The organism is Franconibacter pulveris, from assembly GCF_056780215.1.
In genome coordinates this window covers 647,709-673,684 of record NZ_CM165555.1, presented here as the reverse complement: position 1 = coordinate 673,684, position 25,976 = coordinate 647,709, and the positions used below count along the sequence as shown (strand labels likewise).

At 51.5% G+C, this 25,976-nt stretch carries 19 protein-coding genes; 8 read left to right on the top strand and 11 right to left on the bottom strand.

The features are described 5' to 3' along the window. Window positions 1–42 precede the first annotated feature (42 nt). A complete protein-coding gene (yjjX, locus tag ACU4F7_RS03275) occupies window positions 43–558 on the top strand; it encodes an inosine/xanthosine triphosphatase (protein WP_481638028.1) in 516 nt (171 codons plus the stop codon). Here the strand turns inward: yjjX and trpR are convergent. Both trpR and sltY read right to left on the bottom strand, forming a co-directional pair. Then, window positions 549–878 (bottom strand): trp operon repressor, encoded by a 330-nt coding sequence (trpR, locus tag ACU4F7_RS03270; RefSeq protein WP_024556393.1) that lies wholly within the window; start codon window positions 876–878, stop codon window positions 549–551. The genes yjjX and trpR overlap by 10 nt on opposite strands. Window positions 879–933: 55 nt before the next feature. Continuing rightward, window positions 934–2,868, bottom strand: coding sequence for a murein transglycosylase (gene sltY, locus ACU4F7_RS03265; RefSeq protein WP_481638027.1), 1,935 nt, complete (start codon window positions 2,866–2,868; stop codon window positions 934–936). A 236-nt stretch (window positions 2,869–3,104) separates the two neighbouring features. On the opposite strand from sltY, the gene ettA reads away from it, so the two are divergent. The 5 genes from ettA (at window position 3,105) to ACU4F7_RS03240 (ending at window position 11,326) form a co-directional block, all read left to right on the top strand. Continuing rightward, window positions 3,105–4,772 (top strand): energy-dependent translational throttle protein EttA, encoded by a 1,668-nt coding sequence (ettA, locus tag ACU4F7_RS03260; RefSeq protein ID WP_024556395.1) that lies wholly within the window; start codon window positions 3,105–3,107, stop codon window positions 4,770–4,772. Between the two features lie 585 nt (window positions 4,773–5,357). Beyond that, window positions 5,358–6,398 (top strand): capsule biosynthesis protein, encoded by a 1,041-nt coding sequence (locus ACU4F7_RS03255; RefSeq protein WP_414842468.1) that lies wholly within the window; start codon window positions 5,358–5,360, stop codon window positions 6,396–6,398. A 17-nt stretch (window positions 6,399–6,415) separates the two neighbouring features. Then, window positions 6,416–8,086 carry a polysaccharide biosynthesis/export family protein gene (locus ACU4F7_RS03250; RefSeq protein WP_029591270.1) on the top strand — a complete coding sequence of 557 codons (1,671 nt, stop codon included), beginning with the start codon at window positions 6,416–6,418 and terminating at the stop codon, window positions 8,084–8,086. 12 nt (window positions 8,087–8,098) lie between these two features. After that, the gene (locus tag ACU4F7_RS03245; protein WP_029591271.1) at window positions 8,099–10,120 is read left to right on the top strand and encodes a capsular polysaccharide biosynthesis protein; all 2,022 of its coding nucleotides are present in this window, start codon (window positions 8,099–8,101) and stop codon (window positions 10,118–10,120) included. A 15-nt stretch (window positions 10,121–10,135) separates the two neighbouring features. Beyond that, window positions 10,136–11,326, top strand: a complete 1,191-nt coding sequence (locus ACU4F7_RS03240) for a capsule biosynthesis protein (RefSeq protein ID WP_481638026.1) — start codon at window positions 10,136–10,138, stop codon at window positions 11,324–11,326. On the opposite strand, the gene ACU4F7_RS03235 is transcribed toward ACU4F7_RS03240, so the two are convergent. The 6 genes from ACU4F7_RS03235 to ACU4F7_RS03210 all read right to left on the bottom strand — a co-directional run bounded on the left by ACU4F7_RS03235 (window position 11,323) and on the right by ACU4F7_RS03210 (window position 20,269). Further along, window positions 11,323–12,546, bottom strand: coding sequence for an alpha/beta hydrolase (locus ACU4F7_RS03235; RefSeq protein WP_481638025.1), 1,224 nt, complete (start codon window positions 12,544–12,546; stop codon window positions 11,323–11,325). The genes ACU4F7_RS03240 and ACU4F7_RS03235 overlap by 4 nt on opposite strands. A 59-nt stretch (window positions 12,547–12,605) precedes the next feature. Then, entirely contained in the window at window positions 12,606–16,391 is a 3,786-nt protein-coding gene (locus ACU4F7_RS03230) for a CDP-glycerol glycerophosphotransferase family protein (protein ID WP_481638688.1), read from the bottom strand. Beyond that, window positions 16,384–17,523 carry a Stealth CR1 domain-containing protein gene (locus tag ACU4F7_RS03225; protein ID WP_481638024.1) on the bottom strand — a complete coding sequence of 380 codons (1,140 nt, stop codon included), beginning with the start codon at window positions 17,521–17,523 and terminating at the stop codon, window positions 16,384–16,386. Before ACU4F7_RS03225 ends, ACU4F7_RS03230 begins: the two co-directional genes overlap by 8 nt. A 19-nt stretch (window positions 17,524–17,542) precedes the next feature. Beyond that, window positions 17,543–18,208: an ABC transporter ATP-binding protein gene (locus ACU4F7_RS03220; RefSeq protein WP_029591276.1), complete on the bottom strand. Its 666-nt coding sequence runs from the start codon at window positions 18,206–18,208 to the stop codon at window positions 17,543–17,545. Then, window positions 18,205–18,981 (bottom strand): ABC transporter permease, encoded by a 777-nt coding sequence (locus tag ACU4F7_RS03215; protein WP_029591277.1) that lies wholly within the window; start codon window positions 18,979–18,981, stop codon window positions 18,205–18,207. Before ACU4F7_RS03215 ends, ACU4F7_RS03220 begins: the two co-directional genes overlap by 4 nt. A 382-nt stretch (window positions 18,982–19,363) precedes the next feature. Further along, window positions 19,364–20,269: a LysR family transcriptional regulator gene (locus tag ACU4F7_RS03210; protein ID WP_247365846.1), complete on the bottom strand. Its 906-nt coding sequence runs from the start codon at window positions 20,267–20,269 to the stop codon at window positions 19,364–19,366. Between the two features lie 118 nt (window positions 20,270–20,387). Between ACU4F7_RS03210 and ACU4F7_RS03205 the strand changes: the two genes are divergently transcribed. Beyond that, the gene (locus ACU4F7_RS03205; protein WP_481638023.1) at window positions 20,388–21,389 is read left to right on the top strand and encodes a zinc-binding alcohol dehydrogenase family protein; all 1,002 of its coding nucleotides are present in this window, start codon (window positions 20,388–20,390) and stop codon (window positions 21,387–21,389) included. Window positions 21,390–21,498: 109 nt separating this feature from the next. Here ACU4F7_RS03205 and nadR read toward each other — a convergent pair whose 3' ends face one another. The 3 genes from nadR to serB all read right to left on the bottom strand — a co-directional run bounded on the left by nadR (window position 21,499) and on the right by serB (window position 25,202). After that, window positions 21,499–22,731 carry a multifunctional transcriptional regulator/nicotinamide-nucleotide adenylyltransferase/ribosylnicotinamide kinase NadR gene (nadR, locus tag ACU4F7_RS03200; RefSeq protein WP_481638022.1) on the bottom strand — a complete coding sequence of 411 codons (1,233 nt, stop codon included), beginning with the start codon at window positions 22,729–22,731 and terminating at the stop codon, window positions 21,499–21,501. A 105-nt stretch (window positions 22,732–22,836) separates the two neighbouring features. Next, the gene (gene radA / locus ACU4F7_RS03195) at window positions 22,837–24,219 is read right to left on the bottom strand and encodes a DNA repair protein RadA (RefSeq protein ID WP_024556408.1); all 1,383 of its coding nucleotides are present in this window, start codon (window positions 24,217–24,219) and stop codon (window positions 22,837–22,839) included. A gap of 11 nt (window positions 24,220–24,230) precedes the next feature. Continuing rightward, a complete protein-coding gene (gene serB, locus ACU4F7_RS03190; protein WP_029591281.1) occupies window positions 24,231–25,202 on the bottom strand; it encodes a phosphoserine phosphatase in 972 nt (323 codons plus the stop codon). A 106-nt stretch (window positions 25,203–25,308) separates the two neighbouring features. Here serB and ACU4F7_RS03185 point away from each other — a divergent pair, with 106 nt between their 5' ends. Beyond that, window positions 25,309–25,971, top strand: a complete 663-nt coding sequence (locus tag ACU4F7_RS03185; protein WP_029591282.1) for a YtjB family periplasmic protein — start codon at window positions 25,309–25,311, stop codon at window positions 25,969–25,971. The last annotated feature ends 5 nt before the right edge of the window (window positions 25,972–25,976 follow it).

Sequence of the window (25,976 nt, the reverse complement as noted above, 5' to 3'; positions counted from 1 at the left end):
TTATACTGCTTCGAAATTTAGTCGTCAGAGTGTTAGTTGATTATGTACGAAGTTGTCTGCGCCACCACTAACCCAGCCAAAATTCAGGCTATTCTGCGAGCGTTTAGCGAGATTTTCGGTGAGGCATCCTGCCATATCGCCTCTGTGGACGTCGAGAGCGGCGTTCCGGAACAGCCCTTCGGCAGCCATGAGACACGCACCGGCGCGCGTCAGCGCGTCATCAATGCCCGTCAAGCGCACCCGCAGGCCGATTTCTGGGTCGCCATCGAAGCGGGCATCGACGATGACAGCACCTTCAGCTGGGTCGTGATTGAAAATGCTCAACAACGCGGCGAAGCGCGTTCCGCCACGCTGCCGCTGCCTGAGGTGATTCTGGAAAAAGTGCGGGCGGGCGAAGCCCTGGGACCGGTAATGTCTGCCTGGACCGGCATTGACGAAGTGGGACGCAAAGAAGGGGCAATCGGCGTTTTCACCGGGGGCAAGCTCACCCGCAGTAGCGTTTATCATCAGGCGGTGATCCTCGCGTTAAGCCCTTTCCATAACGCGATTTACCGCTGATGATTCAGCAGTTCCTGCTCAAGCCACGCGCGCAGCTCCGGCGGGGCGGCCTTCAGGCTGTTGGAGCCGCGCGTAATCGTGGCGATGCCCGCCCCGAGCTCGTTTTTCAACTCGCGCTGGCTCATTTCGCCGCGCAGCAACTCTTCGATAATCCGCACCCGCGTGCCGAGCGCAGCGCGTTCATCTGGCGTGAGTAAAAGCGTTAACAGAGGAAGATGCAGTTGTTCATCGAACGACTGTTTCAGCAACTCGACGAAGCGAAGCCACTCCTGGTTACTCTGTTCGGCATGCGCCGCGGAATAGGTAGAATGCTGGGTCATGATAAGCTGCCATACTCTTTAACTAGTACGGCAGCATAGCACAAAGCGGAGAGGATCAGTAACGGCGCTGCCATTCCGCGTCGGTCATCAGCACCGGTTTATCGCCCATGAAATAGCGATAATAGGCGTCGTAAGCCAGCACATTTTTCACGTAGCCGCGCGTTTCCGAGAACGGAATGCTTTCAACAAAGGCCACCGCGTCAATGCGCGCCGCGCTGTTGCCAAGCCAGGTGCGCACCCGCCCGGGACCCGCGTTATAACCCGCTGAAGTCAGAATGCGGTTGTTGCCGAACTGCTGATAAACATACTGCAGGTAGCTGGTGCCGATGTTGATATTGGTTTCCGGTTCCAGCAGCTGGCCTACGTTGCTATAGCCGGGAATATTAAACATCTTCACCGTATGGGTTGCGGTGCCGGGCATGATTTGCATCAGCCCCGACGCGCCCACTGGCGAGCGGACTTTCGGGTTCCAGGCGCTCTCCTGGCGCGCTATCGCCATAGCGTAGCTTGCCGTAACCGCTTTATCGCTGACGTAGCGGGCGAACAGATCTTTGTACGCCAGCGGGAAACGCTCTTCCAGTTGATCCCAAAGTTTACCGGCTATGGTCGCCTGCACGCTGAGGTCCCACCAGCGCTGATCAAAAGCGTAACGCGCCAGCGCCGCCTGCTCCTGCTTCGGACGGCTGGTAATCAGGTTCGCCCATTCGCTGCGCGCCGTGTTATCCATGTTCCAGTACATCAGCTCGCGCACGCGGGCCATTTCCGGTCCCTGAAAGAGCGCGGCGTTAACCGCAGGCGCTTTATCGACGCGCAACGGATAATCTTCATTCAGCCGCTGGGCCGCCGCCATCGGGTAGAAACCACGCTGCTGCATCAGCGAATGCAGGATGGTTTTCGCCTCGTCGTCACGTCCGCGCTCCAGCAATAGATCCGCCTGCCAGTAGCGCCATTCGTCTTTCTCTTTCGCCTCCATCGGCAAACGCGCAAGCCAGGTGTTTAGCCCGTTGCGATCGCCTGCGCCAAGCGCGATACGAATGCGGCGTTCGATAAGCGAAGTGGATTGCGAACGCATAATCACATCGTCGCGCCAGCGCGCCTGTTCACTGGTGATGTCGTTGCCCATCAGGCGCCACGCCACAATCTCTTTTAGTTCCTGAGTTTGATCCTCGTTAAGCTGTTGCGCCTGCGCAAGCGAAGGGATCATCAGCCTCGCGTTTTCCGCATCCTGACGCGCCACGCTTGCGAACGCCACGGCCGCCATCTGGCGCGTAAAATCGGTAGCGCCGACGCTGCGAGCGAAAGTCATCACGCTGTTGGGATCGTTGGCGAGGCTCACCAGCGCGCTGGAGACAGTCTGGTAATCGGCGGGCAGCTGGTTCGCCAGCGTATTCACCAGGCGGGTATTGCCTGCTTTCATCGCCAGCCGGATACGCTCCAGATAAGCGAGCGGATCCTGGGTTCCGGAACTGCGCCATACAGAGAAGAGGCGGTCGCAGGCGTCCGGCAGATTTTTACCGGTCAGCCAGAGGGTTTTCGCCCCTTCCCAGGCGGATTGCGCATCGCCGGTGTTCCATTTCGCGTAGTAGTAGTTGCATTGAGCCTCGGTGCTGCCAGGCGGCTCAGGGCTGAAGGCAAGTAACCCACGCCAGTCTTCACGTCGCGCCAGCTCATTCACAAAACGCGATTTCAGCGTGCGCGAAGGCGGCAGCGTCGGGTTAGCCTGAATAAACTGGCTAACAGTCAGCGAAGGCTGATTCATTAAATCATCGCTGAGCTGGCGATATTGCAAATAAGGATAGAGAGGATAATTCTGCAGCGTGGGCATCAACTGCTGCACCACATCCATCTGTCGGTTATCCCATGCTTGTTTGATTTGCGCATAACGGCTGCGCTGTTCATCCAGCGAATCAGCGCGTGCAGCCTGGCTTAGCGAAAGCAGGCACATCCCTGCCGTTAACAGCCGCCAGGCAACCTGTTTGGCTTTCCCCACAACAACTCCTCACAGTGAAATGGCATCGCAGCATCTTGCCGCTTTGATAAGGCGATTACTTCATGCTAACCAGGGTGGTGCGGTTGCGCCACGTTACAGACACTTTTTTACCCATCTCACGCTCCTGCACGCCGGGCGCTTGCGCACGCCTTGTTGGCTGGGATTAGCGACGGAAAAAGGCTACACTCCGCAGTTGGGAAACACCTTTATCACGATAAAAGAGGCGAAGTCGCAACGTGGCTCAATTCGTTTATACCATGCATCGCGTCGGCAAAGTGGTTCCGCCGAAGCGACATATTCTGAAGAATATCTCTCTGAGCTTTTTCCCGGGCGCTAAAATCGGCGTGCTGGGCTTAAACGGCGCCGGTAAATCTACCCTGCTGCGCATTATGGCTGGCATCGATAAAGATATCGAAGGCGAAGCGCGTCCGCAGCCTGGCATCAAGATTGGCTACCTGCCGCAGGAGCCGCAGCTCAATACCGAACATACCGTTCGCGAATCTATCGAAGAAGCCGTTTCCGAAGTGGTGAACGCGCTTAAGCGTCTGGATGAAGTTTATGCGCTGTATGCGGACCCGGATGCGGATTTCGACAAGCTCGCCGCCGAACAGGGCAAACTGGAAGAGATCATCCAGGCTCACGACGGCCACAATCTGAACATGCAGCTGGAGCGCGCCGCAGACGCGCTGCGCCTGCCGGACTGGGACGCGAAGGTAGGCAATCTCTCCGGTGGCGAACGCCGCCGCGTCGCGCTCTGCCGCTTGCTGCTGGAAAAGCCGGACATGCTGCTGCTCGACGAACCGACCAACCACCTGGACGCCGAATCCGTCGCCTGGCTGGAGCGCTTCCTGCATGATTTCGAAGGCACCGTGGTGGCTATCACCCACGACCGCTACTTCCTCGACAACGTAGCAGGCTGGATCCTTGAGCTTGACCGCGGCGAAGGCATTCCGTGGGAAGGCAACTACTCCTCCTGGCTTGAGCAGAAAGATCAGCGTCTGGCGCAGGAAGCGTCTCAGGAAGCGGCTCGCCGTAAATCCATTGAGAAAGAGCTGGAGTGGGTGCGTCAGGGCGCCAAAGGCCGTCAGTCTAAAGGCAAAGCGCGTCTGGCCCGCTTTGAAGAGCTTAACAACGTCGAATACCAGAAACGTAACGAGACCAACGAGCTCTTTATTCCGCCGGGACCGCGTCTGGGCGATAAAGTGGTTGAAGTTAGCAACCTGCGAAAATCTTACGGCGACCGCGTGCTGATTGACGACCTGAGCTTCTCCGTACCGAAAGGCGCGATTGTCGGCATCATCGGTCCGAACGGCGCGGGTAAATCCACGCTGTTCCGTATGATGTCCGGGCAGGAACAGCCTGACAGCGGTACCATTACCCTTGGCGAAACCGTGAAGCTCGCCTCCGTTGATCAGTTCCGTGACGCGATGGACAACAGCAAAACCGTCTGGGAAGAGGTTTCCGGCGGGCTGGATATCATGAAGATCGGCAATACCGAGATGCCGAGCCGCGCTTACGTCGGTCGCTTTAACTTCAAAGGCGTAGACCAGGGTAAACGCGTTGGCGAGCTTTCCGGCGGTGAGCGCGGTCGTCTGCACCTGGCGAAGCTGCTGCAGGTTGGCGGCAACATGCTGCTGCTTGATGAACCGACCAACGACCTGGATATCGAAACCCTGCGCGCGCTGGAAAACGCCCTGCTGGAGTTCCCGGGCTGCGCGATGGTTATCTCGCATGACCGCTGGTTCCTTGACCGTATCGCCACCCATATTCTGGATTACCAGGATGAAGGTAAAGTGGAATTCTTCGAAGGTAACTTCACCGAATACGAAGAGTACAAAAAACGCACGCTGGGCGCGGAAGCGCTGGAGCCGAAGCGTATTAAGTACAAACGTATCGCGAAATAAAGCGCAATGGCCTTCCCTGCGAAGGCCATTTTTTCATCTGTTTTATTTTATCTGGATATTTATTTTTAATAATTAGTTAATTTAATTTCAATTAAAGAAAGCAGCATTCAATTATTTCCCCACCTATTAAACATCTTTGTTTTATATTTTTCTAAAATAACACACTTATATTATACGCCTGTCCTTTCTGTACGATCTGTTCTCTCGACTAAAAACAGACGAGCCATTATAGTTTTTTCTTACTTCCTCGCTGGGTCAGAAGCGCGCTATTGCCACTTCGTGATAAGCCTTAGCCATAACAGGAACAAAACAGGGATAGCCGCTTCAGGGCGTTGTTAAAACGTGCTGCCAGTAGCGTTCATCAAGGCCGATGGTGTTCCAAATTTGACCGGTTAGCACACCCATTTATACGTTACTGGTGTGCTAATAGCAGAGCACCTCTCGACATTACCGCAATCGAGTCACAACAGTCGTATGCGCATTAAAAAATTGACCGCTTCATTAGCCGGGCTTTTTAAAAAAGGCTTATCGGCAATATTTGCTGTTTTGCAACACTATACGGGCCGGGTAATTATTTTAATCCCCATGGCTTTGCTGTTGCTTTACTTAATAATTTTCAGCCAACCGCGGTACTTAAGCGAATCCCAGGTCGCCATTAAGCGGGCTAGCGATATCGATAACGCCAGCTTAAATATCGGTTTGCTGATGGGCGCATCGAATCCCAGCTCCGCTGAAGATGCGCTCTATCTGAAAGAATATCTGCATTCGCCGGATATGCTGTCCATTCTCGATAAGCAGCTCGACTTTAAAAAAGCCTTTGGCGAAAGCGGCTTAGATCTTTTCTATCATCTTTCACGGAATGCCACGGCGGAGGAGTTTCTTGATTACTACCGCCACCGCATCACCATTAATTTTAATAACAAAAATGGCCTGTTGACCATTCAAACCCAGGGGTTTACACCCGAGTTCGCCCTGCGCTTCAACCAGGCGGCGCTAAAAGAGGCGGAGCGCTTTATCAACGAGCTTTCGCATCGCATCGCGCGCGATCAGCAGCGTTTCTCGGAAGAGGAGCTGGCCCGGGCGGGCGAGCGGCTGAACCGAAGCAAAGGCGCCCTGCTCGCTTACCAGAACAGCAAGAACGTGCTGGACCCGCAGGCGACGGCGCTGGCGGCCAATACGCTGGTAAACAATCTGACCGAGCAGAAAATTAAGCTCGAAACCGAACTGCGCAACCTGCTCACCTATCTGCGTGAAGATGCCCCGCAGGTCGTTACCGCTAAAAACGCGCTTGCGTCTGTCGAGGCGCAGATTGCAAAAGAGCAGCGCAACATTACCGCGCCGGAAGGCGACAAACTCAACCGTATGGCGGCGGATTTCGACGAACTGAAATCTAAAGTCGCCTTTGATACCGACCTTTATCGCCTTGCGCTGACGGCCATTGAAAAAACCCGCGTTGAAGCCGCGCGCAAGTTAAAAAGCCTTTCGGTTATCAGCTCGCCGCAACTGCCCCAGCAGCCTCGCTTTCCGGATGTGCCCTGGCTGCTGGCAAGCTGGCTTTTCGTCTGCGGCCTGCTTTACGGCACCCTCAAGCTTTTACTGTCCATTGTGGACGATCACAGAAACTGAATTTTTCAGAGATAGTTATGAAATTACGTAAAACCGGGACGCTTTTCCTGCTGCTGACGGCTACCAGCGTCAACGCAGTCGATCTCACGGCAGATCCAGCCCTGACTGGTGCTGCGTCCTTCCCGGCGCCCCTGGTCGCACCGACTGCCCCGACCAATACCGAAGGGTTTGATAATACCCCTGCTCCAATAGCGCCCGCGCCTTTGAGCCGTATGTTCGGCGCACAGCTTTTTACGGCGCCTGGCGCGGACAGCGGAGCGGGCATCGGTTTCAACCCTAACTACATCATTGGCCTTGGCGACACCGTGCAAGTGCGTCTGTGGGGCGCGTTCGTTTACGACGGCACGCTGACCGTCGATCCGAAAGGCAATATATTCCTGCCTAATGTGGGGCCGCTGAAGGTCGCCGGCATCACTAACGGCCAGCTCAATACGCTGGTGACTAACCGGGTAAAAGAAGTCTATCAGGCGAACGTTAATGTCTACGCGTCGCTCCTGCAGGCGCAGCCGGTGAAGGTGTTCGTCACAGGCTATGTTCGTACCCCGGGGCTGTACGGCGGCGTCGCTTCCGATTCCCTGCTTTCGTACCTGAATAAAGCAGGCGGCGTGGACAGTGAGCGCGGCAGCTATGTAGATATCACCGTCAAGCGCGGCCAGAAGGTACGTTCGCACGTCAACCTGTATGATTTCCTGCTCAACGGCAGCCTTGGTCTTTCTCAATTTTCCGAGGGCGACACCATCGTAGTCGGTCCGCGCCAGCATACTTTCAGCGTTGAAGGGGACGTCTTTAACGGCTATGACTTTGAGTTTGAAGATGGCGCCATTCCGGTTACTGAGGCGTTGAAATGGGCGCGGCCGAAACCCGGCGCTACGCACGTTACCCTGATTCGCCAGCAAGGCGCGATGAAGCAGAGCGAGTATTTCCCTATCAGCAGCGCGGCAGGGCGGACGTTGCATGACGGTGACAGAATGGTGCTAAGCTCCGACCGTTATGCGGGGACGATTCAGGTGAGGATCGAAGGGGCGCACTCCGGCGAGCATGCCATGGTGTTGCCTTATGGCGCCTCTATGCGTCAGGTGCTGACAAAGATCCGCCCGAACGCGATGTCGCAACTTGGCGCCATCCAGCTTTACCGTAAATCGGTCGCCATACGGCAGAAAGAGATGCTGGATATCGCCTTGCAGAAACTAGAGCAAGCCTCACTCTCCGCCCAGTCCTCTACGCAGGAAGAGGCGCGTCTGCGCATGCAGGAAGCGCAGCTTGTCAGCCGCTTTGTCGCTAAAGCGCGCACGGTGGTGCCCAAAGGCGAAGTTGTTCTTAACGAAAGCAACCTCGACCAGGTACTGCTGGAAGATGGCGATGTGATAACGATTCCCGAGAAAACGTCACTGGTGATGGTGCATGGCGAGGTGCTCTTTCCGAACGCCATTAGCTGGCAGAAGGGCCTGGATCCACAGGATTATATCGATAAATGCGGCGGCATGACGCAGAAGTCGGGTAATGCCAAAGTCATTGTGATCCGCCAGAATGGCGCAGCGCTGGACGCTGATGATGTAGATGATATGCAGCCTGGCGATGAACTGATGGTACTGCCGAAATACGAGACTAAAAACCTCGAAGTTTCTCGCGGTATTTCCACCATTCTTTATCAGTTAGCCGTTGCCGCTAAAGTTATTTTGACGTTGTAATCAGATACTTTTATGGCGACAGGCATTTACTCGAGGGGGATTTGGCGCATCCCCCATCTCGACAGTTTCCTTCTTACGGCATGTCGGAAACTCTGTTTACACAGGCATTTACCCGAAGATATTCATGCCATCGCGGTATGGGGTTATCGACCGGGCACAGCACGGGCTGTGAAAAAAAGTCGTCTTGCCAACCTGCCTGTCATTCGTCTTGAAGATGGGTTTATTCGCTCGCTGCGCCCTGGAGTTACAGGGGAAGCGCCGCTCGCGCTGGTTATGGATGAAGAGGGAATTTATTACGACGCTCGCCGTCCTTCCACGCTTGAGCGCTTAGTTCAGGATAATACGGGCAACCAGTTGCGCATCGCCGAGGCGAAGCAAGCTATCAGCCTTATCCTCGAGCATCAGCTTTCGAAATATAACCACGCGCCTGCCTTTCGTGCCGAAAATATCGAAGAAGCGGTGCTGGTAGTCGATCAGACTCGCAACGACATGGCCGTACGCTACGGCAACGCTGATGCGCTTTCTTTCAGGCGGATGCTGGAGGCTGCGCTGGCGGAAAACCCGCAGTCGAAGGTTTGGGTAAAAATACATCCGGATGTTCTGTGCGGTAAAAAAACAGGCTATCTGACAGGGCTCGAGGCGCACCCGCGGGTACGCATTATTGCCGAAGAGGTCGCGCCGCTTTCGCTGCTTCGCCATGTGCAGCGCGTATATGTTGTGACTTCGCACTATGGTTTTGAGGCTTTGCTTGCCGGTAAGCCTGTAGTTTGCTTTGGACAACCCTGGTACGCGGGTTGGGGCCTAACGGACGACCGCCATCCGCAGGCCGCCACACTCGCCGCTCGCCGACAGCCTGCGCCGCTGGAGCATCTTTTCGTAGCCGCCTACTTACGTTACAGCCGTTACATCCATCCGCTTACGGGCCGCCCCGGTACATTGTTTGACGTCATTGATTATCTGCAACGTCAGCGACAGTTTTGCGCAACGCGCGCTGGCGAACTGTGGGCGCCCGGCTTAACCCTTTGGAAACGGGCGATTCTAGCGCCTTTTTTAAAAACGCCTTTTTCCGGGCTGAGTTTTACCAAAGCCAGGCCGCAAACGACCGCCTGCGTGGTCTGGGGCACGAAAGGCGAGCAACGATGGGAAAGCGCGGCCAGAACTCGGCGACTGCCTGTTTGGCGTATGGAAGATGGTTTTCTGCGCTCGGTCGGCCTTGGCAGCGAACTCCACGCGCCGCTTTCGCTGGTGCTGGATAAACAAGGCATTTACTACGACGCCACCCGGCCAAGCGACCTGGAGACGCTGCTGCAACACAGCGAGCTTACCCGGGCCGAAGCTGAACGGGCGCAACGCCTGCGCCTGCGTCTTACCCAGGCGCGCCTGTGTAAATACAATTTCGGCGAGCCGTGGCGGCTGCCTGAATACGCAAAAAGAGAATCAGTCGTTCTGGTGCCGGGCCAGGTTGAAGACGACGCTTCTCTGCAAACCGGCGCGCCGGGTATCGCCACTAACCTGGCGCTGCTACGCGCCGTGCGTCAGGCTCGTCCTGATGCGTTCATCGTTTATAAACCGCACCCGGATGTTTGTTTCGGTCATCGCCCCGGACTTATCACGCCGCGAGAAGCGTTGCGCTGGGCGGATGTCATCGCCGAAAAGGCGGACACTATCGACTGCATCCGGCAGGCGAATGAAATCCATACCATGACGTCTCTTTGTGGTTTTGAAGGTCTGCTGCACGGCAAAAGCGTGTTTTGTTACGGTTTGCCTTTCTATGCCGGATGGGGGCTGACCACCGATGCTTTTAGCGCTCCCAGGCGCACCCGAATGCTCACGCTCGATGCGCTGGTTTACCAGGCGCTAATCGCCTACCCCACCTATATCCACCCCATCAGCAAAAAAGTTATCGCCGTTGAGGACGCGGTGGATTATCTGATTTGCGCTACAGCCAGGGCGCGCCCTTCACAGGTGCCGCTCGCTCGTTACCTGCGCCTGCTGCGCGAACTGCTGGCTCTGACCTCACTAAAGCATCGCTAACAACGGAACGCCAGCATGAACAGCAACGCCATGAAAACCCTGCTTGCAGGACAACGTTATTTACTGCTACAGGGACCCATGGGGCCTTTTTTCAGCGAACTTACCCAGTGGCTGGAAATGCAGGGACGCACAGCCGTAAACGTAGTTTTCAACGGCGGCGATAAATTTTATTGCCGCAAAGTAAAAGCTTACGCCTGGCGAAAGACAGCGGCAGAGTTTCCGCAATGGCTGGAAGAAACCTGGCAGGGATATCGTTTTGATACAGTGATTTGCTTTGGCGATTGCCGCCCGCTGCACCAGGCCGCCAGGCAGTGGTCGCAGGCAAGGGGGGTGCGTTTTTTGGTGTTTGAAGAGGGCTATCTGAGGCCACATTACATCACGCTTGAAGAAAATGGCGTTAACGCCTGGTCTTCATTACCGCGGGATGCAATGTTTTATCACAATCTAAGCGATCTTCCCGCCTTGCAGGCCAAAGAGATCAAAGCCTCCGCTTTCCTGCGTTGCTGGCATGCGGCCGTTTATTATCTGATGGGCTGCTATCATCGCGATGATTTTCCTCATTACCGGCACCACAAATGTTTTTCTCCCTGGTATGAAGCGCGTTGCTGGTGGCGTGCCGGCTGGCGAAAACAGTGGTACAGGCTGCTGGAAAGGGAAGTGTTGAAGAGGATGAGTAACGAGCTTAGTCAGCATTATTACCTGGCGATTCTGCAGGTTTATAACGACAGCCAGATAAGCCACCACAGTAACTATGGCGATGTAAGGGAGTATATTGAAGAGGTTATCGCTTCTTTTGCCAAAAACGCGCCGCTGCGCGAACACCTTGTTATCAAGCATCACCCGATGGATCGTGGACACCGCATGTATGGCCCGTTAATTAAACGGCTCAGTGATATTTACGGCGTTAGTGATAAGGTAATTTACGTACACGACCTACCGATGCCGCAGTTATTGCATCATGCCAGAGCCGTAGTGACGATCAACAGCACCGCAGGTATTTCTGCGTTGGTACATAAAAAACCCCTGAAGGTCATGGGCCGCGCAATGTATGACATAGACGGCTTAACCTTTCAGGGGCACCTGGACGCGTTCTGGACGTCAGACTTCAAACCCGACGGCGAACTGTTTAGCAAGTTTCACGCTTATTTGAAAACGAGCACACAGATAAATGCGGTGTTTTATAGCAAGTCGCGTTGGCCTTATTAACTTTTCTTCCATAAATAGACATGGCCATTTTGACTGTACACGTCAACAGATTCACTTGAAGCAAGTAATTTGTTATCTGCGCCTGCATCGACCTCTAATGCTTTACGGGCATAGTGTTCCTGGCAGGTAATATCCAAAAGGATAATATAACGACCCACAGGAAGACCTTGTAAATTAAGTCCTTGATATTTTGGCGTACAAAACCAACCTTTATCATAATTGACGAAGCCTCCTGCGTATAACTGTCTGCTCAGAATAGAACGATGGGCTTTGGCTATTCGGAACACTTCTTCAAACTCTTCATTTTTAAATACCAGATCAACTTGTATATCCTGGTATTCGCCACAACTTACTCCCTTAAGTACGGCTATTCCTTCAGGAAAAATTAGCGTACCCGTAACAGCGATCCTCTTTAAAAGAGCGACAGGCTGCGGCTTTACCGGGCGTGAAAATAAAGTGTTGTCCGCAATAAGCTTACAATCACCATAGCGAGGGACAGCCCCTTGGGAAAGGGAATAAAAAATCCCTAGCAGTAGCGGTACATGATAAGAGGTTACTTGATTATGTTCCCTTATCAGCTGAGACGTAGCCATAAAAATATTAAAATTATGATATTTCCTGAAAGTATCGATATAAGGCTTTATCTCTCCTTCATATTGATAGTCTGCCTCAGACGTCAACAAATAGATATTCTTCTCTAAAAAAGTATCGTTAAGTAATAGTTGCGGCAATAATGTATCCAGCAGAGTAATGGATTTTTTATTTGCTGTACCAGTCATATGCTTTAAAACATGGGGCCACTCCCGATTGGCAAAACTACCAATATGAAATTGCGGCACAGTTGAAATAATATTTATGAAATGGTATTTAAGGCCATAATACAATGCCGCACTGCCGCCTTTAGAAAATCCAGCCAGCGTACAACACGAACGATCCAGATCATAACGCGTCAACATATTTTCGATAAAAGTAATAACGGCTTGTTCAATGCTGTAATCCATATTCTGACAAAGATAATAAGCACAGCAATCATTAAAATCATCTTTAATCCATACAACATGAGCCGGGCAATCCTGTAAAGCATTTTCAAAATCATAAGTAAACATACTGGCACTGCCGAACCCACAAAAAATAAATATTATATGCCGCGCGTCATATTTTCTTTGTTTATATTTATACTTAATCTGAACTCCATTTATTACTTCTTTTTGTTCCACCATATCAACTCCTCAAAAAAACAGACGCAAATTAGCGCCTGTTTTTGGCAATAACATTATTTTTATTCAACGGATTGCTTCACTGAAAGCTCGCTTAATAATTTTAAGCTCTGCAATGTTTCAGCGGCATTTTCTGGGAGATTTTGTGGATAGTGACGTAATAAACTTAGCCAACAATTGTAGGCTTCATCCCAGTGTTCGCTTAGCTGGGCCAGCTCGCATCTTAACATCCAAGCTTTTTTTGTGTATCGGCTAATCTTGTGACGAACAACTGCCAGCGCCTGATTAAAACGGCCAGCATCCTTAAGTGCGCTGGCATAAATAAGATAAAGTTCATCATCTGGTTTATCTATTTTTTCAAATAGCGTAAACACTTCCGTTACCTTATTTAGTGCAAGGCAGGCTTGAGCATAAAGTTTCACTAAGCTGGCAGTGTTTTTTATGTCAGCATTCAATCTTTGATAATAATTATAAAGGTCGCCATATTTCCCTGTACGAAGAAGCGCCATGAAATAGTAATAAACATGCTCATCTGGAAGGTGAGCAACATCGGAACAGGCCTTATTTAATTGTGTAATGATTTTTTCCCAGTTCTGCCGCAAAAAAGCCAGCCGGGCTATTTTTAAACGGCACTGAGGATCGTTTTCAATATACTGTTCATAAGTTGCCAAAAAACGATGCGCATCGTTTAGCTTATTCATTTGCTGGTAGCAGTAGGAAAGCGTTATTAAAAGCTTATTATCCAGACTCTCTTGCGAAGTGACATTAACAGCCTGTTCCTCAACATACGCAACCCCTTCTTGCCATTTTTTCTTAGCGAGGAGCAAACAAAAGCGAGCGTAGCTAAAACCCGTTACCGGCTGAGATTTTTTACACAACGCTTCCAGTACGGAAATCTGGCCGCTACGATAAAGGCTATAACAATAACGGGTATTATCGATGTGCGCCTGACCTGCCTCTTGCCAGTAAAACGCGGCCTGCTGCCAGCGATGTTCTGCCATTTCTAACAGCGCCATGCTTGCAGATAACATCGGATGAGATTGCTTCGGATATCGTTCCTGCCACCGATGGATTGAATTGTGCGCATCGATAAGTTTGCCTTGTTTGCGCTGAGCTTCTGTAAGGCCAGCATAACCCTGCGCCTCTTCTTCCTGAGTAAGCGCAAGCGTCAGATAAGCTTGCCAACGCTGTTCTGCAAGCGCCCAGCGGCGGGCCTCTGCAGCCTGCATGGCATATTGCTGATAAATTTCCGCATCTGCGAAGCCAGTGGGTAAAGGCTTATCCAGCGAAGCAATAGCCTGATAAGTACGTTCACAGTTAAGACCATCGCGGAAAGGAAACGTATCGCTGATACGCCTGAGAATTTTAGCGGAGGGTACCGCGTTATTTTTCAACAGCGTGTTGAGCTCTTTAAAAAGTTCTTTTTCAGACTCTACTACTGGGCCAAAGCCATGCTTGCGATAATCAAAATAGCCTTTCGAATAAATGTGCGCGCCGCTAAAGCACTCCTTTGCATCAAACTGATAATAAATTACCGGCTTGTTTTGTACGGCCATCTCAAAAGCGACTGATGAGTAGTCGGTTACCATTAGCGAGGCGCGTTTGAAAAGGTTCTGAATCGAACCCTGCGCATGAGTAATAATCTCTATGTAATCGGGCACCTTAAATTGTGACAAGTAAGGCTGAATATTAGCATGAGGAAAGAATGCGACTTTAAAACCATATTTGTCCGCATATTTTTGCAGCAAGGGGGAATGTAAAATGTTGTACCAACACTGTGCGAACTGCGTTTGCATAAAGAATGGGTTAAGCGCTCTCTCTTCCCCATCACCAATTACTGGCCCTACAATAGTCTGCCGCCAGGTTGGCATAATAATTATCAACCGTTCTTTATTATCATTAACAATCAATTTATCGTGACGCGGGAAGCCTGTCAGCACCACTTCCTTTTTGGTGTAGTAATAGCGACTGCCATTTCCATGGATTGAGTGGTATTCATAGGGAGATGCAGTGACAAAACAGTTAATATCCTCCTTATTATTAAGCCAGCCAGAGATATCATCTTTAGTAACGCCATGTTGTAAAAAGATGTAATGTTTACCGGCTAACATTTTAGGACCCAACAAATTGGTAACGTAGCGATTAGCGTGAGAGCTAATCACTTTGCTACAGGATCCAAGCGCCAGCTTATGTTCCTGAGAACCAAACTCCAGTAGCTTAAAGCCTTCCTGCTCCAGTCGAGGCCAGTCATGTGACGATTTTTGTAAGACGAAAAAGATATTCTGTTGAGGATAGTTATCGCGCACATAACGATAAAGATGTTCAGCATTATCATCCGCCTGAGTATCTCTGTCCATAAAGATCCATGCCTGATGATACTCTTTTTTCATTTCATAGCGTGGTATAAGGCTAGAAAAGTACTGAACGATATCAACGACCTTTACGCCTTCCTTATTCTGTTTTCCGCCTAATGATAGACGCGTAGGCAACTGAGAAACGTTAATATTAATCTCTTGCGCATCGCCAAGCGCTACCCATAAACGTCGCTCCAGAATCAATGTTTCATCCATAAAGTCATGTCGAATAGTTTTGGCGTAAGCCGGGATAATATCCTTGCCATCCAATGAGATCTGTTCGAGCCCTACGGGGTTAGTAAAATATCTTAGCTGTACCATATGCTTGAAAGAATCGTATCTTTCAACGTAAACAATTTGGGAATCAGGCTGCTGTTGTTTGAAAAAAGAGAGCATAGCTGCTTTATGAAAAAACCACGCACCAGCAAGCTCGAAGTCCATAATTATTTTTTTATCAAGATAAGAGAAAATTTCCTTCAGATTATTAATAAATATTTTTGTTGCGTCACTGCTTAGGAAAACTGTTTTCTCTCCATGATTTACCAAATGCTTAATATACCATACCATTTCGTATAGCACGGTCCTCTGAATATAAGCGGGAATATGCCCTTTAGCTTCCTTGAATTTTCGCAGCATATCTAGATAACCGAATTCTGGTACATTAAGGAAACGTTCTGGCTTAGTCCATGAGGTATCCAGCGTTGAAGAGCCATCCTCTCGTTTACGATAATAATACTTACTGTCTCGCAAAAAACCCACAGAGCCGTTATTCAAATTCAAAAGATAATTGGCAATAAAATGTCCATCTTCAAAGTTTGGCTTTACGCGGCTATCAAATAACAAATTATTATTTATAATATCATCTTTTTTAAAGAAGGCACTACTTGCAGAAAGCTGCACTTCTTTTTCCAGCTCATTTAGAGGGATGAGGTAATTCCCTTTTTTAAAACGATAACTTAAGGGATGACCATCTTTAAAAATATCATTCGATTCAATATAAAAGATAATATTGCAGCCTAACAGTTTAATATCGTGATTTCTATTACTATAAACAAAACGGTCAACATTATAAAAATAATCCTGTCCCAGAAAATCGTCCGGATCAATAAAAGTCACCCATTCACTTTTAACGTGCTGCAAGCCAAGATTTCTGGCGCACGACTGCCCAGCATTCTCTTGATAAAGATACGTAATATTAGCCGGGTACTTTTTTTGCCATTTCTTTATAATGAAAGCAGAATCATCAGTTGAGCCGTCATCTACCATCACCAGGTGAATATGCTTTTTGAAAATCAGTTTCTGTCTGATAATACTGGCAAAAAAATCATCCAAATAGCGGCCTACGTTATAGACTGCAGAGACGACAGTATACTCATAATGGCCTTCTACTTTCTTCACGTAGACTTTACCAAGCTTTCTCAGCTGGTTGGCGGCCATATCACTAAAAAACAGCCCAGGTTTTTTAATTAGCTTCCGTAGCTTTCCTTTAAACATATTTCTTTTTTCCAGTTCCATAATAGCTATCTAAAAATTTCTCAAGTAAAACGTGATAATTTGCCAAAGCATTCTTCGATGAAGAAAAGTCGTTGGCACAAAAAGAGTGTGGTGAACTACCGTTCATTTTTGCTTTAAGCAAAGCTTCATAATGTGTTCTGGCAGCAGGCGAGCGAATATTAAAATAATGACAAATATCCCGCTGCGGCGTTGCCAATCCTTTAATGTATGCCAGCCATGGTACTAAAAAGGTCGCCAGATTAAGATCGTTGTTAGTTCTGAATTTTGATGAGGTAAACGCGGTGATCTCATCGTTATATTCTTCCCAGGCGAGAGTAAACATGCTTTTACGTAGCGGTACATAGGTATGGACCAAAGGAGAATCAATGACCAACCCGTAGCGAGCCGTAAGTAACCCTACCGCTTTGCATGAAGCAGAGAGAGTGGGAGTACTTATCCCTTTGCGCGCCATCGCGCTGAGGCTTTTATCCGCTAAAAATAATGAAGCGTGGCCATTCCCTTTAAAAAAATGACTAGCGGGCAACGGACGTGCAACAAAAACATCATCATTAAAATAGATAAAATGTTCGGCCAGCCCCGGAATATTATGTAAATGCGCCTCAATAACATGTGAATTGAAAGTGGGCAACAATTCGCCTGGAATAATTTCCCGGTGATCGATAACTTTTACCTTTTCAGAAACCTCAAGCGCTTCAGGAACTTGATTATCGGTGACGATAAAAACTTTCCTTACCCAAGGCATAAACGTAATAACGCTGTTGATGGCAAAAATCACTTCATTATTATTATTATAGCGAGCCGGGTCAAAATTATACTGCGTACCGTCTTCATACAGATGTTGCTGATGATAATAGAACCTTTCCTTCCAGACTGGATCTTTATCATTTACCCACGTGAATACCACATCTATTGGCAAATTGACCTGAATTTTACGTTCTATATTCAGATCGTTTTCAATAAGAATGGCTTCCTCTCCAATCGAGCATCTTATTTCATTCAATACCAAAGGATATTTTCGATTAAAATAATCGCGAAAAAACAGTCCCGGAGAAGACAACAGCTTCAGGGTTTTCCGATAAAATGATGCATTAAGCTTTAGACTACTATCCATAATAACTCGTAGCCTCGTTCTATAGGTGCTCTTGTTCTTTATATTTATTCAGGGCTTCATCGATACTCTCATAAAGTTGCACCAGGTTATCCCTTCCAAGCAGAATGGCGATATCACAATATTGCTTAAGTGAATTGAGATTATGGGACACCATAATAAAGCTTGATTCCTGATGCCGCTCATTAAAGACGGCATCACACTTCATCCGGAACCTCGCATCCCCCACCGACGTCACTTCATCGACCAGATAATAGTCAAATTTAAACGCCATGCTCAGTCCAAAACTGAGTCGGGAACGCATGCCGGACGAATAGGTCTTAATAGGCATATCAAAGTAGTTGCCCAGCTCAGCAAACTCCTCGACAAAAGCCACCTTCTCTTTCAGCTCCGCTTTACTGGCGTAGAGGCGAGCCACAAATTTTACGTTTTCCCGCCCTGTCAGGCTTCCCTGAAAACCGCCGGAAAGCCCCACCGGCCAGGAGATTGAGCGTTGGGAAACAATGCGCCCACAGTCAGGCTTATCAATGCCGCCTATCATGCGTAATAAAGTGGATTTACCTGCCCCATTGCGGCCAATCAGCGCCACGCTTTTCCCGGCGGGCAGTTCAAGGTTGAGATCTTTAAATACATAGTGCCTGCCGTTCGGCACGCGATAAGACTTGGTGAGATTTTCAATTTTAATCATGAGGTCAACATCGCCTCTTCACGGCTGCGGTAAAGCAGTAGTCCAACAAACAGCACAATCAGCGTGCTAAAAGCGAGATAAGCGAGGCTTGCACCCTCGCTCTGGTAGTTAATAGCCAGCGACTCGCGGGCAAGCTCTACCACGTGAAGCAGCGGGTTCCAGAGAAGCCAGCCCCAATACTCTTCAGGCACCGAATTCAGCGGAAACATAATGCAGGAGATGAAATATAGCGGCTTGATGATAACAGGAAGAAATTTTTCCATTTCTGGAAAAGTATTACCCACCACCATGACGATCAGCCCCAGACCGAAAGAGAAGACAATCAGCAGAAACCCTACGGTGCAAAGCTCGATAAGATTAATTTTATCAATAGCTTCCCCGCTCAGCAGCAACAACGCCATTAACAGAAAATACACCATAGTATAAATAAATGTTTCCAGAACAGCGCGTGCGATGATGGTATCGACAGGCTTTACCGGGCGGTAGTTGAATAACCCCTGGTTTGCCTCAAAAGCATTAATGGAACGCGTAGCGATATTGCTGAACAAGAAATAGGGAATGAGCCCGTTAAGCAAGAAAACGGGGAAAGAAATATCGGGCATTGCCCGTTGCATCACATAGTCAAAAACAACCCATAGTACGAACAAATGCAGGACAGGCTCCAGCAATGCCCAACAGTAGCCGAGCCGGTATTTACCGAAACGGGTTTTAATCTCACGCAAGAATAGCGCAATCACTGTTGATTTCTGAATGTGAAATCCTTTTCTTATCATAAATATAATCCGTATTTGAGAAGAAACGCGCAGGCTACCGCACAGGCAATGACGCATCCGCCGCCGCCTGCTGGCAATGAATTAAGCCGATTTTTCGTTAAGAGAAGTAAAACTGCGCCTGAGAAGTTATGCCGCGTTGCGCAACACTCATAAATAAAAAATATAATTCATGGAATTATATTGATTCAGGCAATATTCATTCCCGCTATGCGGGCAAAAAGATAACGCTAATCCTTTATTCAGGCAATAACTAAGAAGAGTCTTATTCATCTGAATGATTAATAATAAACAAAGCAGAATATAACCCTGGCAAAAAAATATAAACACCAAGCCATGGCGTATTTATTTGTCAGGATCTGCCTTTTTCAACTCCCTATTAAAATTAACTATTTATTTCCATATAAAAATGCCTTACTTCATCGGAGCGCAGGACAAAATCAATATAACGCATTAATGCCGGCGAATTGAGCTTACGCCCCGGGTAGATAAGCCAGAGATCGTTGCCCGCGACCTGCCACTGCGGCAGTACAGGCGCCAGCAGCCCCTTCTCAAGATTATCTTCCAGTAAAAAAGCAGGGAGTAACGTTATGCCCGCTCCGGCAATGGCGCTGCCGCGGGCATAAAGCAGGTTATCGGTCTGGTGAGCGGGGTTCAGCAGGCAGAGGTAATCTTCATTTTCTCGCTGAAACAGCCATTGCGACCAGGCTTTATGCACAATGCAGCGGTGTTCAACCAACTGGCTTGGGTGGGTAATCGGCGCGTAGCGGGCCAGATAATCGGGCGAAGCGAGCAGATAGCGCGGGCAGTGGCCAATCATCCGCCCCACCAGCGAAGAGTCCTGCGGCTTACCGGTCCGTAACGCCACATCGAACCCCTCTTCCACCAGATCCAGCACGTCATCCGAAACGCACACGTCCAGCGAAACATCAGGATAGCGGGCCTGAAACTGCGCATTCATATGCGCCAGCAGCGTAGCGCCAATTCCCGCTGGGCAAGTGATGCGCAGCCTGCCGCTTGGGTTATCGCGCAGGCGCTGCACCGCCAGTTCCGCCCGTTCGCTTGCCGCCAGCATCTCACGACAATGCACCAGATAGTGCTCGCCCGCGAAAGTCAGGTTGAGCTTGCGGGTGGTTCGGTTGAGCAGCCGCAGCCCTATCTGGCTTTCAAGCTGACTGATGCGCTGGCTGACGCTCGATTTAGGCAGTCCCGCTTTGGCAGCCGCCGCGGTAAAACTGCCGGTTTCCGCCACCAGGGCGAACAGGGCCATGTCCTGCAGCTGTTTAAACATGATTGTTCATCCTGTATGAACACTTCGTTCGGGATTGTCCATCTTATCACCCGCATCGTCGGCGCGTAGTCTACATTCATCAAGTCACGTACTTCACCGTCTCTATGAGGAGTTCCTTATGTCCGTTAAATCCATTGCCGTTAACCCGCAGGATCCAAAAAGCTTTATTGAAATCACCTCCGGGATGCCGCAGCCAGGCGATTACGATCTGCTGGTCGAGGTAAAAGCGGTGTCCATCAACCCGGTGGATACGAAGGTTCACGCCGGTCTGCAAAAAAATGGCCTGCAGGAACCGCGCGTGCTGGGGTGGGATGCCAGCGGCGTTGTGAAAGCCGTGGGCAGCAAAGTGAATGGCTTCAAAACTGGCGACGAAGTCTATTACGCAGGCGATATTACGCGCCCCGGCAGCAATACGACGCATCAGCTGATTGACGCCCGCATCGTGGGGCATAAACCAGGATCGCTGGACTGGGCGGCTGCCGCATCTATCCCCTTAACCGCACTGACAGCCTGGGAAGGGTTGTTTGAACGCCTGAACATTCAGGACGCGGCAGAGGATAAAACGCTGCTGATTATCGGCGGCGCAGGCGGCGTGGGCTCGCTCGCCATTCCCTTTGCCCGCCACAACAGCAAAGTGAAAATCATCGCCACCGCCTCACGCGAAGATTCCGCGCAGTGGTGTCGCGACCGCGGCGCCGATCTGGTGGTGAACTATCACGATCTGCCGGGCGAGCTGGCGAAACATGAGATTAAGTTCGTCGATTATATCTTTATCCTCAACGATACTGACGGCCACTGGGAGGCGGTAAGCCAGTTGATCGCGCCGCAGGGCCATATCTGTACCATTGTTGAGAACAAACATCCGTTAAATCAGGATGCGCTGAAATCGAAATCCGCCGCGCTGCACTGGGAATTTATGTATACCCGCAGCATGTACCAGACCGCCGATATGGCGCGCCAGGGCGAGATTTTAGATAACGTCGCGAAGCTGGTGGATGAGGGTGTGGTGGAAAGCGCGCTGAGCGAAACGCTGCACGGGCTGAGCGTGGAAAGCATCGCCGAAGCGCATGCGAAAGTGCTGGAAGGCCATATGCGCGGCAAGGTCGTGGTGGCGTTTTAAGGCTCAGAGAAATAAAAGCCCGCCCTGTTTAAAGGGCGGGCTCTATTTTCAGATGGCGGGTGATGCTTCGCTTACCCGCCCCGGGAAAGCCGGACGGCGTAAAGCGCCGCTATACTTGCTCGCCCATGAGCTGCTTAACCAGTTCGACGCAGCGCAGAAAACGGGCGTCATAATCCGCTTCTTCAACATGCACAAAATCGACATTGTTCGCTTCCAGCATCGACACCAGCATGGTCTGGAATTCCTTACGGTCTACCGAACTGCCAAGGCTTCTTAACCCATCGGCCACCCAGGGAGTGTTGTTTTCCAGCAGGATAACCAGGTCGAAGCGGTACTCGTCTATCAGCGCCTGCACAAAGGGATGCTCCTTCCCCTCGTATTTCTTACAGAACGCCTGAGTGGTGACGAAATCCGTGTCGACAAACGCCACCTTGTTGGCGTATTTGACTGCGAAATCAATATACTGCGCATGGCCGAGGGCGATTTTATCGTAATCGGAATATTGCAGCGCCATCTCGTCGCCGCCCAGATGCGAAAAGACGTAATCGCGGCCATATTCCCAGGCGCTGGTAGTGTTGAAAATATTGGCGAGCTTATTCACCAGCGTCGATTTGCCGCTCGATTCCCCGCCCAGTATCGCCACCGTGCGCACGAAGAAAGGTTTTACCTCGGTAGGAATGTATTCCCAGTAGCGGAACGGGTTTTCGCGGATCTGCGCGCCGCTAATGTTCATAAACGTGCGTTTCGGGTCGATAAGCACCGTCTCAATGCCAAGGTGCTCGCGATACTGCGGCGCATCGGCCTCTTCAGAAGTGTAAACCCGATCGGGATGGATGCCCTTTTCTTCAAGGAACGCCTTAATGCCGTTGCTCCAGACATCCCAGCCGTGCGGATACGGCTCCATGTCCTCTTCGTTAAAGGCGTGAATGCGAATATTCTTTTGATACTTGAAGGTTTGCAACAGCCAGCGCAGGCGGTCAGGCACGGTGGGCTGTTGCGACATGGCGCTCTCTTCGAACAGCTGACGGTCGCGTTTTTCGTCAAACCCCATAATGATGTGCAGCTCATCTACCTGGCTACAGGCGCGCTGGATAAGATAAATATGGCCGGTATGCAGCGGGTAAAACTTACCGAAAACCACCCCGACGCTTTTTTGCAGGCGGGGAAACTCCAGCCCGAGAAAGCGATGCAGCGCCTCAAGCTTCTGGGCGCTGGGGCTTTTAATTTTGGCGTTCAGGAGCTGGCTTAAATAACCCTTGGTCATGCCGCAAGCTTCCGCGACTTCCTGCAAGGTGCAGCCCTTTTGACGGATCGCGGTTTTGAGATAGTCGAATGATGACACAAGAGCCTCCTGCTGAATGGTCGTGCCGGAAAATAATGGCTGAATATACAGAACGCGGTAAGGCGGGTCCGCAACGCGCCACCCGCCAAAACATGAGCTTATGGATTATAGGTCGTCAAAGACGGCTAATGCATCCGACAGTTTTTTCACACCAAAGATTTTCATCCCTTCCGGCACTTTTTTCGGCACGTTAGCCGCGGGCACGATGGCGCGACGAAAGCCGTGCTTCGCCGCCTCGGAGATGCGCTCCTGGCCGCTCGGCACCGGGCGAATTTCGCCCGCCAGCCCCACTTCGCCGAAGACCACCAGGTCCTGCGGCAGCGGACGGTCGCGCAGGCTTGATACCATCGCCAGCAGCAACGCCAGGTCGGCGCTGGTCTCGGTGACTTTTACGCCGCCTACCACATTGACGAACACATCCTGGTCCGCCATCTGCAAGCCGCCGTGGCGGTGCAGCACGGCAAGCAGGATAGCCAGACGGTTTTGCTCAAGCCCCACCGCCACACGACGCGGGTTACCCATCATTGAGTGATCCACCAGCGCCTGAATTTCAACCAGCAGCGGACGCGTGCCTTCCCACACCACCATCACGGAGCTGCCGGACGTCACTTCATCGCCGCGGCTTAAGAAGATGGCGGAAGGGTTGCTCACTTCGCGCAGCCCCTGCTCGGTCATGGCGAATACGCCAAGCTCGTTCACCGCGCCGAAGCGGTTTTTATGGCTGCGCAGGGTGCGAAAGCGGGAGTCGGCGTCGCCATCCAGCAGCACTGAACAGTCGATACAGTGCTCCAGCACTTTCGGACCCGCCAGCGAACCATCTTTGGTAACGTGGCCGACCATAACAATCGCCACGCCGCGCGTTTTCGCAAAGCGCGTCAGGTAGGCTGCGGTTTCGCGCACCTGGGCAACGCTGCCCGGCGACGACTGAATGTCCGCCATGTGCATCACCTGAATGGAGTCGATAACCATCAGCTTCGGCTGCTCTTCTTCCGCAATCTGACAGATGGTTTCGATGCTCGTCTCAGAAAGCATATTCAGGTTGGTGGTCGGCAGGCCCAGACGGTGGGCGCGCATCGCCACCTGCTGGAGCGACTCTTCGCCAGTCACATACAGCGTTTTCATCTGCTCAGCGAGCTTGCACAGCGTTTGCAGCAGCAGCGTTGATTTGCCCGCGCCGGGGTTGCCGCCAATCAGAATGGCGCTGCCGGGCACGACGCCGCCGCCGAGCACGCGGTCGAACTCTTTAAAGCCGGTGGAGAAGCGCGGCAGCGCCTCCAGGCTAATTTCAGAGAGCTTCTGGACTTTGGCCGAGCCCGCGCTGCCCGCATAGCCTGCCAGCCGTTCATTGCGCGCCGCTTGCGGCGAGGCGGCGATACGCACTTCCGTGATGGTATTCCAGGCATGACAGGCGCTGCACTGTCCCTGCCAGCGCGGATAGTCCGCACCACACTCATTACACACAAACGCGCGTTTTGGAGCTTTCGCCACCTTTTACCTCTTTATTTCTGGTTCAGGCTGCCTGAAAGAATGCAGAACACCCCCATCAGGTCAGCGTGACGGATGGTCACTTCCGTCTTTTCATTCACTTTCGGTTTGGCGTGGTAGGCGATGCCCAGCCCCGCCGTCTGGATCATCGGCAGATCGTTGGCGCCGTCGCCAATCGCCACCGTCTGCGCCATCGGGATCTCATACTGCTCCGCCAGCGCTTTAAGCGTCTGCGCTTTAAACTGCGCGTCGACTATCTGGCCGATAACTTCGCCCGTCAGCTTGCCGTCGCGGATCTCCAGCTCATTCGCCACCACGGCGGTCAGATGCAGCTTCTCGCGTAAATAGTCGGCGAAGAAGGTGAAGCCGCCGGAAGCGATAGCCACTTTCCAGCCGAGCGACTCAAGCTTTAACACCAGTGACGTCAGCCCCGGCATCAGCGGCAACACGTCGCGCACCTGACGCAGGATATCGGCGTCCGCCCCTTTCAGCGTGCCGACGCGGCTGCGCAGGCTGGCAGTGAAATCCAGTTCGCCGCGCATGGCGCGCTCGGTCACTTCCGCCACCTGGTCGCCCGTGCCGGCAAGCTTTGCAATCTCGTCGATACATTCAATCTGGATGGCAGTGGAGTCCATGTCCATCACCAGCAGACCTGGCGTTTTTAAATGAGGAATTTTACCGAGCGGCGCAACGTCGAAACCGGCTTCGTGCGCAAGGCGGGTAGCGCGCGGCGTCAGCGAACCGGCCAGGCGGATCACCTGATAATCTTCCACGCACCAGGCGGTAACGATAACCATCGCCGCGCCCAGTTTATGTTGATATTGGGTCAGCGACTGCTTATTTAAACCCCGTCCATACAGGAGCCAGCCGCTGCGGCCGGCATGATAATCGAGCGGCATCACTTCGTCGCCGCTTAAGGAAAGCGGCAAGCCGGGCCAGTGGGATACGTCGTTCGGCAGGTCGCACCAGGTCAGACTGTTCGGCATTCAAGCTCCTGTAAATATAATCAGGTCGGGACAAAACAACGCATGAGGCTACCTTGTCCGCAGCGCTTCTGGCAACATTAAGATTCACATTTTAAGCAGGTAAATTATGACCCGCGCAAAACTAAAATTTCGGCTGCATCGCGCAGTCATCGTCCTTATCTGTCTTGCCCTGCTGGTGGCCTTAATGCAGGGAGCCTCCTGGTTCAGTCAGAGCCACCAGCGGATGCGCAACGTTCAGCTTGAAGAGCTGGCGCGCACGCTGGCCCGCCAGGTGAGTTTTAGCCTCGCGCCGCTAATGAAAGGGGAAAACCCCGACGAAAAACGCATTACCGCCCTGCTGCGCCAGCTTACCGAGGGAAGCCGCATCCTGGATGCAGGCGTCTATGATGAAGAGGGCGAACTTATCGCCCGCGCCGGCGAAGGCGTGGAGGTGCGTGACCGCCTGGCGCTGGATGGCAAAAAGGCGGGCAGCTACTTTAATGAACAAATCGTCCAGCCAGTACAGGATAAAAGCGGCCCGATTGGCTATTTGCGCATTACGCTTGATACCCATACCCTGCCCACCGAAGCCAAACAGGTGGATAACACCACCAATATCCTGCGTCTGATGATGCTGCTCGCGCTGGCGATTGGCATTGTGCTGACGCGAACGCTGCTGCAGGGCAAGCGCACTCGCTGGCAACAGTCTCCTTTTCTGCTTACCGCCAGCAAATCGGTCCCGGAAGAGGAGACCGGCGAGAACGATTCGCCGCCGCGCGGCGGGTCGTAAAAGGC